Origin of the sequence: Treponema sp. OMZ 790, assembly GCF_024181285.1 — a bacterium.
Classification (GTDB): Bacteria; Spirochaetota; Spirochaetia; order Treponematales; family Treponemataceae; genus Treponema_B.
Window position 1 is genome coordinate 2,932,570 of record NZ_CP051201.1, and the last position, 12,138, is coordinate 2,944,707.

10 protein-coding genes are annotated in these 12,138 nt (G+C 39.3%); 8 read left to right on the forward strand and 2 right to left on the reverse strand.

The genetic code is table 11. The features are described 5' to 3' along the window. The first annotated feature begins 38 nt into the window (after nucleotides 1-38). From E4O01_RS13860 to deoC, 3 genes are all read left to right on the forward strand, one after another. On the forward strand, nucleotides 39-1,586 hold the full coding sequence (locus E4O01_RS13860; protein WP_253695224.1) for a fibronectin type III domain-containing protein: 1,548 nt from the start codon (nucleotides 39-41) through the stop codon (nucleotides 1,584-1,586). Beyond that, nucleotides 1,576-4,314: a tetratricopeptide repeat protein gene (locus E4O01_RS13865; protein ID WP_253692885.1), complete on the forward strand. Its 2,739-nt coding sequence runs from the start codon at nucleotides 1,576-1,578 to the stop codon at nucleotides 4,312-4,314. Before E4O01_RS13860 ends, E4O01_RS13865 begins: the two co-directional genes overlap by 11 nt. A 69-nt stretch (nucleotides 4,315-4,383) precedes the next feature. Continuing rightward, nucleotides 4,384-5,034, forward strand: coding sequence for a deoxyribose-phosphate aldolase (deoC, locus tag E4O01_RS13870; protein ID WP_253692886.1), 651 nt, complete (start codon nucleotides 4,384-4,386; stop codon nucleotides 5,032-5,034). A gap of 88 nt (nucleotides 5,035-5,122) precedes the next feature. On the opposite strand, the gene E4O01_RS13875 is transcribed toward deoC, so the two are convergent. Beyond that, nucleotides 5,123-5,605: a ferritin gene (locus E4O01_RS13875; protein WP_253692887.1), complete on the reverse strand. Its 483-nt coding sequence runs from the start codon at nucleotides 5,603-5,605 to the stop codon at nucleotides 5,123-5,125. Between the two features lie 65 nt (nucleotides 5,606-5,670). Beyond that, nucleotides 5,671-7,104, reverse strand: a complete 1,434-nt coding sequence (locus E4O01_RS13880; RefSeq protein WP_253692888.1) for a M20 family peptidase — start codon at nucleotides 7,102-7,104, stop codon at nucleotides 5,671-5,673. Nucleotides 7,105-7,294: 190 nt separating this feature from the next. Here E4O01_RS13880 and E4O01_RS13885 point away from each other — a divergent pair, with 190 nt between their 5' ends. From E4O01_RS13885 to E4O01_RS13905, 5 genes are all read left to right on the forward strand, one after another. Further along, complete coding sequence (locus E4O01_RS13885) at nucleotides 7,295-8,446, forward strand: iron-containing alcohol dehydrogenase (protein WP_253692890.1); 1,152 nt, start codon at nucleotides 7,295-7,297, stop codon at nucleotides 8,444-8,446. A gap of 1 nt (nucleotide 8,447) precedes the next feature. Then, nucleotides 8,448-9,245: a TrmH family RNA methyltransferase gene (locus tag E4O01_RS13890; RefSeq protein WP_253692892.1), complete on the forward strand. Its 798-nt coding sequence runs from the start codon at nucleotides 8,448-8,450 to the stop codon at nucleotides 9,243-9,245. Nucleotides 9,246-9,491: 246 nt separating this feature from the next. After that, complete coding sequence (locus E4O01_RS13895; protein ID WP_253692893.1) at nucleotides 9,492-10,127, forward strand: hypothetical protein; 636 nt, start codon at nucleotides 9,492-9,494, stop codon at nucleotides 10,125-10,127. A 30-nt stretch (nucleotides 10,128-10,157) separates the two neighbouring features. Then, complete coding sequence (gene hutI / locus E4O01_RS13900; protein ID WP_253692894.1) at nucleotides 10,158-11,405, forward strand: imidazolonepropionase; 1,248 nt, start codon at nucleotides 10,158-10,160, stop codon at nucleotides 11,403-11,405. A gap of 50 nt (nucleotides 11,406-11,455) precedes the next feature. Next, nucleotides 11,456-12,097 carry a cyclodeaminase/cyclohydrolase family protein gene (locus tag E4O01_RS13905; RefSeq protein ID WP_253692895.1) on the forward strand — a complete coding sequence of 214 codons (642 nt, stop codon included), beginning with the start codon at nucleotides 11,456-11,458 and terminating at the stop codon, nucleotides 12,095-12,097. Nucleotides 12,098-12,138: the final 41 nt, after the last annotated feature.

The following is a 12,138-nucleotide window of genomic DNA, read 5'->3' on the forward strand; positions in this document are numbered from 1 at the left end:
TATTTTATTGACATATGGGGCTTTTCTGCCGATAATAGATAAGGACTATGTGTAAATTTAAACTAAATTTGCGAAAACGCTCCCTATTGGGCCTCGTATTTTTTAATATTCTCTTAATATCTGTTTTTTCTGAAGAAGCAGTGTTAAATTTCGGCGGAAAATTGGGCTGGAACAATCTTTTTTATTCCAACAATGTAGAACAAAGAAACGGAAAATTCGGATTCCAATCTATCGGCCTTTCTTCGGCGCCTCAAGGCATTACCGAAACTACGGATATGTATCTTAGTTTTGACTTTAAAGATACTGTTGAAGAAACCGGTGCTTATTCCGTAGTAAGTTCTTCAATACTTCATATCGAAGCCGATAAGGCAAAATTTGGAGAAGGTGCTGCTTTATGTGATTATAACTCCGGCAAAGAAAGTCTTATATTAAAACCTGCAAAGGGTGCTTTTTTTTCGGGAGATAAAATATTAAAATCTTTTACAATAGAATTTTGGTTATGCCCTCAAACTACCGAAAGCGGAAGTACTATTTTACGCTGGTGGACATCATTAGTTGACGGCCGAAAGACAATGTACCAAAATATTGCGGCGAGTATTTTTAACAATAAACTGGAATGGTCTTTTTTAAATATATGGCAGGATAAAAATAACAAGGGAATCGATGTAAGGCTCTCGGGAAAATCAAACATAATTCCCGAAATTTGGAGTCACCATCTTATCACCTATGACGAAAATACAGGGCTTTTGGAATACAGAATGAACGGAAAATCCGAAGCCATTGTTTATATGACCGATACCGGAAGAGAAAATAAACATGTCCTATATTCCGTGCTTGGTTACCCATCCGATGTTTTAATAGCACTGAATTATTCCGGGCTTATAGATGAACTTAAAGTAACAAACTTTTTTACCAAATTCGGAATGCCTTGGGAAATATCTTCTCTGTTTGAAAAATATCCGCAGGAAGGCGGCCGCATCGAGACAAATATAATCGATACGGGTGGGGATAAGTCTAAACCTCTTTTCTTAAAAGCTTCATATGAAAGACCTGAGCAAACAGATGCGGAATTTTTTATCAGAGCTGCTGACAGTCCTTTTAATTGGAACGGAACCTATCCTGAATGGAAAAGCATAAGACCGAATGAAGCCATTAAAAATATTTCTGGCCGGTTTTTTCAGATTGCATGTAATATTTATCCCGATGCAGACGGTTTAAAATCTCCGCTCATTCATTCATTTTCTTTAGAATATGAAAAAGACAGCGAGCCCCTTCCGCCGGTAAAAATTATTGCCAGGGCAGGGGATTCATCTGTTGAGCTTTCATGGGCTCCTTCAATCGATACGGATGTAAAAGGATATTTGATTTATTTTGGAAATAGGAGGGGCGAGTACTTTGATGAGAATTCTCCTATTGATGTAGGAAATGTGACAAAGTATAAGATAGAAAATTTACAAAACGGTAAATTATACTTTTTTGCGATAGCCGCTTATGATGAAGATAAGGGCAAACATGCCGGCGATACATCAAAAGAGGTATGGGCAAGACCTTTGCAAAGTAAAAAGGAAGGAATGAATGTCGAGTAATTTGAACATTATAATCGAACAAGCTAACTCTGCTATTTTATCCCGCGATTATGATTTTGCGGAGAAGGTTTTGCTAAATCAACTTAAAAAAGAGAAGAAAACTCCTGATGAATATTATCTTCTAAAAACTACTTTAGGAAAACTCTACATCCGATCCGGAGATTTAAAAAAAGGCCTGCAGGTTTATAGAGAGTTAAATTCTTTTCATCCCAACAACATTGATATCTTAAATAATATGGGAATAATATACCGCCGTCTTAACATGTTTAATGAGTCGGTTGTTATATTGGAAAAAGCAAAGGCTATAGACAATAAAAACGAAACAACTCTTTATAATTTGGGTAATACATATAAACAGAAAGGCGATTATAAAAACGCAATTCAATGTTTTACCGATGTACTGGAAATGAAACCGGATGATGCCCTTGCATATAACCACTTAGCCAGTGTGTATTTTTTATGTAAAGATTATCAAAAAGCCCTTGAAACTTATAAAATAGGTTTAAAAGTAGATCCGAATCATCCTTTTTTAAACTTTAACCTTGCAGAACTTTATAAGGCAAAAAAGCTTTATAAGGAAGCTGTAAATTCATATCATACTGCGATAAAAACAAAACCCAACTGGATTGAGGCTTTGATAGCGATAGCTGATTGTTATGTTGAAATGGACGAGCTGAAAAAAGCGATTGACACATATAAAATTATTATAGAAGCAAATGGTAAGTCCGAAGAGAATTTGACAAAGCTGGCAAATCTTTATGAAAAAAATCATGAAGACCAAAATGCCGAAGATTTTTATAAAAAAGCTGTCTCTTTAAATGAAAATTTTTTGCCTGCTGTTTTGGGATATTCCAATATGCTTAAAACCCAAAAAAGATATTTCGATGCCTATAATATTTTGATAAGTAATAAAGATAAACATCCTGATAGTAAGGAGTTGTTATTAAGCACGGCAGACATCTGTTTGATGGTTGAAGATTATGCAAAGGCGAAGGAGATACTTAATCATTTAAGCAACGAAATCAAAGGGGATAAAGATATTCTTAAAATGCAGGGTAAACTGTATTCCGTATTGGGGGATACTAAAAGAGCCGAAAATATATTTGAGCACTTACTCCAACTGTCTCCGGGTGAAATAAATATGAGATCTGAATTGGCCGATCTTTATTTTCATAACGATAAATACAAAGAAGCTGCAAATGAGCTTATAAAATATTTAAATGAAAGGCCGCAAGAAATTGCAGCACGGTTAAAATTAGGAAAAGCCTATGAGCAAATGCAAAAGTATGATTTGGCCAAACATGAATACAACAAGATAATAAAAAACGATTCAAAAAATACCGAAGCCCTTGCAGCAATTGTGCAGTTAAATAAAAAAGAAGGCAATGCGGTAGAAGCGGTAAGACTTGCCAACAAAATTGTGGATATTCAAACGGATAATATCGACAGTGATGATATAAACAGTTTATCGGACTCTGTTCAATTATATGAAGATGCTGTCCGCTCTTATGGAGATGACGGCTTATTGAATAAAAATCTTGATAAGCTGCGCCCTCCCCAAGAAGAATTGGATATCAGTCCTGAAGCGGATTTAAAAGATTTGGGAGATCTAAATTTTGAGGATGATGACGAAATAACGCTCAGCGAAAGTTTTGAATCTATGCCTGATTTGGAAATGCCTTTTGACGATTTGATAGAGCTGGCTGATGATGAAATTTTTGAACCGGGAGAAGATGAAGATTCTTTAGAGAGTTTGGTATATGTGGATGCACCGATTGACGACAGTCCCGAAATGAGAGGAGAATATGAGCCTCTCGAATTCGGGCAGCCGGGCTCGAGCAAGGGGCGTAAAAACGATATGGCCGAGGAAGAATTTCAACTTCAAGATACTTCGGTAAAAGAAGATAACCGATCAAGCGGGCCTCAAATTCCTGCATCTTCTTCAAATATGCAAAATCAAACGCCTTTAAATGAAAACCTTGGTACATCCCAAAATCAGCCGATGCCTGTGGCTCCAAGCTCATCAGCTCCGGATTACCCGATCGAAAGCGTACCTGATGCCCCCGTTGAAGCTCCTGTAAGTTTTGATTCTGCCGACAGCGGAATTGACTTAGTAAATGAACCGGAGTTTGAGCCTGAGCATAGAGCTATGCCTGTGCCCGAAAAATCTTTAGATAAAACACCGCCCATAAGCTCTGAAGCTGCTCCTTACGAAGAAATGAATTTAAGTTCTGAAGATGATTTTAAGGATGAAATATCTATGAGTCCTTCAGCTTCAACTGCCGATTCACTCAATGAAACGGAAAACGGTATTTCTGAAAATCCTTATGTTGCTGCTTTACCTCATAATTTAAAACAATCTCCTTATTTTGAAGAAGAGTTGGATATTATTGAAAGTTGTGAAATCGTCAAGCTCTTTGTCTATTTAAGGGATTTAATGGACAATCTTCCTTCCGTAGAATTAAAAGATTTTCTTATCAGTAATGAGCGTATTCAAATGGAATATGTTATAAACAAATTATCGGGAGATGTGGGATTAAAGCGCAGAATGATTCTTTTAAATGTAAGAGGGGCTTTGAAAAAAACAATAGAGCCTCAATCTTCGACAGATAAAACCTTAAAGGATGTTTTGGGATATCTGCGCATAGTTGCATCTCAGTTGCCGGATAAAGGATTCGCTTCTGCCTGCATCGGAAAAATCAATAAGCTGATAGAACAAATCGGATAAGATTTTACGGGTCTGATAACTGGACAAAAGGCAAAATATATATTATTCTTAGCAAATAGGAGTTTAAATATGGAATTAAATAAATATATAGATCACACCCTTCTTAAACCGACAGCTTCCGAAAAGGATATAATCAAAATTTGTAACGAAGCAAAGGAATACCATTTTGCTTCCGTGTGTGTAAATCCTTGCAATGTTTCGTTAGTGAGTAAGGAGCTGAAAGATTCGGATGTAAAGGTGTGCAGCGTTATTTCTTTTCCTTTTGGAACTTCTTCAACAGAGGTAAAAGTAGAAGAAGCTAAAAAAGCAATTGAAGCCGGGGCGGAAGAAATAGACATGGTTATAAATGTCGGAAAACTTTTGGAAGGAAACTTGGAATATACTCAAAATGAGGTGAACGCCATTACAAAGGCCTGCCATGACAAAAATGCCCTTCTTAAAGTGATTGTCGAAACCTGCTATCTTGAAGAAAAAAATATCGCAGATATTTGTGCAATTATCGAAAAGGCCGGAGCCGATTTTATAAAAACCTCGACAGGCTACGGTTCCCGCGGTGCCTCAGTTGAAGATATAAAACTGTTTAAAAAGTACTTAAAAAAAGATACGAAGATAAAGGCCTCAGGCGGAGTACGCACCCGCGAAGATGCGGAAACCTACATCGGCTTGGGCTGTTCAAGAATAGGTGCAAGCAGCGGTATCGCAATAGTTACCGGCAAGTAAATTTTAAAAAGCCGCTTGAAAAAATCTTTAATCTATCAAATAAAAAAAACCGGTCTCAAGCGAGCCGGTTTTTTTGTGTTTTTAAAATTTAGGCTCTTTCGCCTAATTCTTTATCAAGAATCATAAGGCCTGCATTGTTGTCAATATATTTAAACTTATCCAAGATAGCCGTAACGTTGGCTTCTTCTTCAACCTGTTCATTTATAAACCAAGTTAAAAAGCTTTGAGTTTTATAGTCTTTTTCGGCTAGGGCTAACTCGTAAAGGCTTGTGATTGAAGCGGTTACGAATTTTTCATGTTCCAAAACCTTTTTGATTACATCGACGGGTTTTCCGTATTCGGTACTTTGGGCACCGATGGCTCCTAAAACCGGTTTTGCTCCTATTTCAAACAAGTATTTGTATATTTTAAGAGCATGTTCCATTTCTTCTTTAGCTTGGCTCTGCATCCAATGGGCAAAACCTAAAAGAGCCTCAGCTTCAAAATGTACAGCCATTCCCAAATACAAATAAGCCGATTCCATTTCTTTGTTAATTTGTTCGTTTAAAGCCTTTGTAATTTTTTCGTTCATAATATTTACCGCCTTTTGTTTATATGCATAAATAAAAGATAACACTATTTTTGTCTACAGTCAAGTTAAAATTTATTCATTATGCGTACAAAAAAGGCAAGGGTGCGTTTAAACTCGTCCAGGCGTATTCTTTCATCATTGCCGTGAATCAAGCCTCTTTCTTCCTTTGTTAAGTGCATCGCAGAAAAACGGTATACCTTGTCCGAGATTCTTGAGTAATGGCGGGAATCCGAGCAGGCCATCATAAGATATGGAGTTACAAGAGCGTCTTCCCAAGTTTGCCTGATTGCATCGCTTAAAAGTTCAAATTCGGGGCAATCTATTTTTGAATAGCGGCTTGGTTCCTCATCATATTTTACCTCTATCTTTACGTCTTCATTTTTTATTACTCTTTTAAAATGAGAAACAATATTCTCTCTTCCGTCTTCGGCCAAATAGCGGATATTGATTCCTATGCTCGCCTTAGGCGGAATAACATTAAAGGCATCGGAGCCGGACATCTTTGTTACCGCCGTTGTCGTGCGGAGCATTGCGTTTAATTCCCCGCCTGTTTTTTTGGTAAGCAGATTAAATAAGGGATAGAAAACTTTTAGGTTTGCAAAGACTAATCTCATCCCAAGGCCTGCATGACGGCCGAGGACGTCGAACATTGCCGAAACGGGAGGCGTTACATGCATGGGGAGGGGATTGTTTTCGATATTGCAAACAGCCTGAGAGAGCTCTCCTACTATTGTGTGCCGAGGAGGTGTTGAGGCGTGCCCGCCCTTGCTTTCCATCGAAAGCTCCACATCCATCTGTCCCTTTTCTCCTATACCGATTACGGCAAACCTTTCTTTAATGCCGGGGAAGACCCCTTCAACTACAGCTCCTCCTTCATCGAGAACGAAGTCTATTTTTATGTTTTCTTTTTTAAGCTCTTCGACTATTGCAGGACAGCTTGGGCCGTGCGGCTCCTCATCCCCCGAAAAGGAAAGATAAATATCATGCTCGGGTACAAAACCTTTTGAAAGGAGATATTCGGCAGCTTCCATTACGCCGCAGAGGGTGCACTTAGTGTCCAAGGTACCGCGGCCCCAAAGCACATTATCTATAATTTCCGCCCCGAAGGGATCCCGGCTCCAGCCCTCTCGGTTTACGGGAACTACATCATAATGGGCCATGAAAACCGAGGCCTTTTCGGAGCTCTTTCCCTTCCAATGATAGAGGAGCCCCTTAGGTCCCAAGATTCGCCGCGGACAGGTTTTGGTTACCAGAGGGTAGGCCGCGTTAAGATAGTCTTGAAATTTTTTAAAAACGGCAGAGTCTTCAAGGCTTACATCGGCATGAGATACTGTCGGAATCTTTATCATTCCGGCAAAACGGCTTATAGCCTTGTCAAAGTCCATATCGATATCTTCGATAATAATCTTATTTAGTTTTTTAGGTTTAAATGTAAGAGCCCTTAATACTAACCATAAAGGAAACACAAGAAGCAAAAATAACAGGTAAAAATAATTCATAAGTTTCTCCCCTTTTATAGTCCGTATTATAACATAAACTCAACGAATTGGCAAATGTCAAAGTGTGAATGACGAAGTGCAAAGTGCGAATGACGAGGTGCGAGATGCGGAAACTTTTATGAGGGCTTACTTAAAATTCAAGTTTAAAAAAAATATGCCGAAAATTTATTCTGTAGAGGAATTTTAAAAAATGGCAGATTTTGTTTTTAAGCTTTCATCAAAGGTTATTTTAGGTAACTATTCTCTTGCCCGCATCGGTGAAGAAGTCATAAAATTCGGGAATAATTTTATGTTTATCGTGGATCCGTTTTTTGAGGACATGGGTTTGGTCGATAAGATCAAAAAATCTCTTGAAGAAAAACACATATCCCTTTTTATGTTTAACGGTTTTGAACAGACCGCCGATTCCGAAGTTGTCGAAAGAGCCCTTTCGCTGGCAAGAGGAGCCCATATAAGAGGAGTCATAGCTTGCGGCGATATGACAGCTTGTGCCATAGGCCGGGCTATTGCTGCTCTTTATAATGAAGACAAACCCGTTTATCGGTATATTGAAGGCGAACCTATCACAGCCGAATCCTTGCCTCTTATTCAAATTCCCACAACATGCAGTGATCCTTTTTTATTCGGAACTTCCAGTTTTATTGTCGATTCAAGGAACCGAACGGTAAACCTATTAAAAATAAAAGAAGATTTATGCGACCTTGTAATTTTTGATTCGAATACCTATGCAGGCCTTGCTCCCAATGCGATGACCTCAATGATCTTTGCAGGTTTAAGTTCTACTTTTGAAGCCTATGTTTCAACAAAGGGCAGTTTCTTTTCTGAAACCATTCTGGGCAAGGCTGTCGAAATATTTTTAATTTCTCTTGACCCTCAACATGAAAAATTGGTTGGAATGCCCAGAGAAGAACTTGTAGCTCAGGCGGCTTGTCTTTCATCCATAGGAATTGCCGTGTCCGCTCCGGGGCTCGGAACCGCTATTGCGCTTGCGGCAGGCGGGCGGTATAGAATCTCAAGCCCCCTTATTTCGACCATTTTGCTTCCCCACGTTGTCAACGATGCAATTTCTTCCAGCCTTTCAAAAACGGCGGCTGTAGCAAGAATGTTGGGTGAAACCATGCTTGAAGGCGGAGATGCCGCCGAAGTGTCAAAAAGAGGTGTTGAAGAAATTAGAAGGCGGCTTGCCGAAGCTAATTTGCCCATCCGCTTAAAAGACATAGATTTGACTATAGAATCTCTTGTGCCTGTCGCAGAAGATGCTGCGCGTTTGAGCTTTATGAACTACAGTCCAAGACCTCTTGCAAACCATGATATTTTTGAAATTATAAAACAAGCTTTTTAAGATGCCCGAAATTTTTAAACTTTATAATTTACCGCAAAAACAGCGATGCCGTAAAATATTGCGTATATTGGAATCGGCTGAAGCTGCTCTTGTGCAAAACAAGGCTGACGAATTCTTGGATGTTTTTTATCTGCGTTCTCTTTTAAAAATCATTTTAGAAGATTTAGAACCTTCCTCTGCAATAAAAATTAAAAACTGGATTGAAAATCCGCAAGAAAACGATAAAAGAAAAATTATCAATTTTGTACGGTATGAACTTTACAAAAAACTTGATACGGCTCCTGCGGAGTGGGATTTGATTTTGCCTAATTCCGGTGCCGATGAAATTGCAAATTTCAGGCGGAGTTTTTTTGAAGGAGTCTATGTCTATGCCGAAGATATCCGCACCCCCTTTAACATAGGCTCGATTTTTAGAACAGCCGAATCCTTCGGGGTCGAAAAAGTTTTTTTGTCTCACGACTGCGTTTCTCCTGACAACCCCAAGGCTAAAAGAACCGCAATGGGCTGCACCGAATATCTTCCATGGGAGAGGGCCGGACTTGAAAGCCTGCCTGACCTTCCGCTGATTGTGCTTGAAACGGGCGGAACGGATATTTCAAAGTTTGAATTTCCAAAAAAAGGAATTGTTGTGATAGGCTCGGAAGAATTGGGGGTCAGCCCCGAAGCTATAAAAAAAGCCCAAGGACGGGTTATCACAATTCCTATGTACGGAATAAAGGCCTCGATAAATGTGAGCGTTGCCTTCGGTATCTGTATGCAAAAATGGTGTGAAGCTCTTACGGCAGATTACCGGTCATAAGGTTTTTACTAACCATTTTATCTTCTTTAAGCCTATTGAAAAACATTCTTTTTAGTGTTATCTTAGTTAATCGTGGAGGTGTGATAAACAGTTTGGCAGGAGTACTGCCTCTCTGTTTATCTTCGAGTTTTGTGCAAGAGCACAAAACATCGTATTATTGTATGTAGTTTTGCAAAACAAAACTACATGAAAAAACTTTTTTCAGAAGCTGAAGCTTCCTTCAAAAAGTTTTTATGAGAGGTTAAAATGAAAAAAATTAAAATTGTGTTTTTTATGGCCGTTCTTACATTTATTTTTACGGGATGTGAACTTTTAGATTCTTTGGCCCGCGAAACTGAAATAATCAAACAGATAAAAGACGAAGATTTACAAGGGTACACCGTAACATGGCTTATTTTTGCGGATGACAGCGATGCCTTAAAATCGGCCGCCTATAAAAAAGCCGCTTCTTATTATAAAAAATTATCCGGCAATTCCGATTTAAAAGATAAATTTCAAATTATAGTTGTTTCCGATGCTATAGAACAAGCAATTCGCGAGAAAGTAAAGGAAGCCGGGTTTGATGCGGATTGTTTCCCTCTAAAATGGAACGTCAATGTAAAAAATAAATATAATCCTAACGATAAAAAAAATTATTCCGTGTTTTTTGACAAAAAAGGCAGGGCTCTTTTCAGCATGACCCAAGATTGGAAATTTGAAAACTACGGCGGACTTGCAGACTATTCTCTTGAAGCCGCAGGCTTGAAGAACATAAACGAATTAAAAAATCCGCTCACCTTTTTTAATACCTTAAATAAAATGAAGGAAGACGATATTTTTAAATTTATAAACAATGCCGTAAATTTAAATTTAAAAGATATTTTAAGATATTTTATAAATTAAGATTAATTTTATTTTTATGGAGGACTCAAAATGATTTTATTTATAAGCGACAGTATTTTCACTTCTACCGAAAAAAAAGGCGAGGATTTTGATAAGGCCTTCGCAGGTTACATCGTGGTAGAAAACGGTATTATTCAAAAGGTAGGCAAGGGCGAGGCTCCCGAAAGTTTAAAAAGCCAAGCCGAAAAAATAATTGATGCAAGAGGAAAGACCATTACTGCAGGGCTTGTCGATGCCCACACCCACTTGGTGCACGGCGGCTCGCGCGAACATGAGCTTGCAATGAAGCTCGAAGGAAAAAGCTATCTTGAAATACACGCAAGCGGCGGAGGCATTTTCAGCACCGTAAGAGCGACAAGAGCTGCCTCAAAAGAAGAGTTGACACAGAAGGCTATGGCAAGCCTTGACCGAATGCTCATTCACGGTACAACAACTGCCGAATCAAAGAGCGGTTACGGTCTTGATATGGATACCGAAATTAAGTGTCTCGAGATAAACTCTTATCTAAACGAAAATCATCCTATCGACATTGTTTCGACCTATATGGGAGCTCATGCAACCCCGCCCGAATTCAAGGACAATAAAGAAGGCTATATCAAGTTTATGATAGAAGAGGTTATGCCCGAGGTTAAAAGACGGGGCTTGGCCGAGTTTTCCGATGCCTTTTGTGAGGACAAGATTTTTTCTGTAGAAGAAACCGAAAGAATAATGAAGGCTGCTAAAGAGCTGGGCTTTAAGTTAAAGCTTCATGCAGACGAGATAGTTCCCTTAAAGGGAGCCGAGCTTGCCGCAAAGATGAATGCACACTCTGCAGAGCACCTGATGGCGATCTCCGATGAGGGAGTTACGGCTCTTGCAAAATCGGGAACCGTTGCCGTTCTTCTTCCGGCCACCTCTTTCTTTTTGATGTCGCCTATTTATGCGCCTGCAAAAAAGATGATTGAAGAAGGCGTAAGGGTCGCCCTTGCAACCGATTATAACCCCGGAAGCAGCCCGACCGAAAACCTGCAAATGTCTATGTGGGCGGCTTGTTTTAAGATGAAGCTTTTACCTGCACAGATTTTACGCGGAGTAACCATCAATGCAGCCTATGCAATCGACCGCGAAAAAACTATAGGCAGCATCGAAGAAGGAAAACAGGCAGACCTTGTTATCTTTGATGCTCCCAATATCGATTACCTTGTTTATCACTTCGGTGTAAATTCCGTTGTTCAGGTTTGGAAAAAGGGAAAACAAGTCGTAGAGAATAAGCAGATAATTTACAAGGCCCGTACATAAACCTTGTTTAAATAATTAAAAAAATAACTTAAACATAGAGGAGATTTTTTATGGAATTAGTAAAGATGACGGTAAGTGCCTTTGTTGACGAAACAGCCAGTGATTCTCCGGCTCCCGGAGGAGGCTCGGTTTCAGCCTTGGCAGGTTCGCTCGCCTCTGCCCTCGGTCAGATGGTTATCCGCCTGACAACAGGAAAAAAAGCCTTTGCTTCCCTTGACGAAAAAACTCAAGAAGAATTTAAGGCCCAGCTTCCTAAATTGGAAAAGGCACAAAAACGATTGGTCGAAATTATTGATGAAGACACTCAGGCCTTTAATGCCTTTATGGAAGCCTTAAAGCTGCCTAAGGATACCGATGAGCAAAAGGCAAAACGTAATAAGGCTATGTCCGATGCTACTGTTGTAGCCATGCAGGTTCCGCTTGAAACAGCTAAAACCTGTTTGGATGTTTTACGCTTTTTACCCATTGTTGCCGTTCACGGAAACAAAAATGCCGCATCCGATGCCGGCGTTGCAGCCCTTAATGCCCGCTCCGGTTTGGAAGGTGCTATCTTAAATGTCAAGATAAACCTCGGCGGTATTGACGATGCTCCCCTCTGCGAAAAGACAAGGGCAGAATGCAATAAGATGCTTGAAGAAGGCGAAAAGCTAAAGATCGAAATTTTAAAGACAATCTATTCAAAGATCGAATAGGTTTAACTGCAAAGTCCAAGGGGCGAATGACCGGAATATCA

Coding starts and splice junctions, on each gene's coding strand:
- E4O01_RS13880 (WP_253692888.1), bottom strand. CDS start 7,104: ATGAATTATTTTTACCTGTTATTTTTGCTTCTTGTGTTTCCTTTATGG.
- deoC (WP_253692886.1), top strand. CDS start 4,384: ATGGAATTAAATAAATATATAGATCACACCCTTCTTAAACCGACAGCT.
- E4O01_RS13895 (WP_253692893.1), top strand. CDS start 9,492: ATGAAAAAAATTAAAATTGTGTTTTTTATGGCCGTTCTTACATTTATT.
- E4O01_RS13865 (WP_253692885.1), top strand. CDS start 1,576: ATGTCGAGTAATTTGAACATTATAATCGAACAAGCTAACTCTGCTATT.
- hutI (WP_253692894.1), top strand. CDS start 10,158: ATGATTTTATTTATAAGCGACAGTATTTTCACTTCTACCGAAAAAAAA.
- E4O01_RS13875 (WP_253692887.1), bottom strand. CDS start 5,605: ATGAACGAAAAAATTACAAAGGCTTTAAACGAACAAATTAACAAAGAA.
- E4O01_RS13885 (WP_253692890.1), top strand. CDS start 7,295: ATGGCAGATTTTGTTTTTAAGCTTTCATCAAAGGTTATTTTAGGTAAC.
- E4O01_RS13890 (WP_253692892.1), top strand. CDS start 8,448: ATGCCCGAAATTTTTAAACTTTATAATTTACCGCAAAAACAGCGATGC.
- E4O01_RS13905 (WP_253692895.1), top strand. CDS start 11,456: ATGGAATTAGTAAAGATGACGGTAAGTGCCTTTGTTGACGAAACAGCC.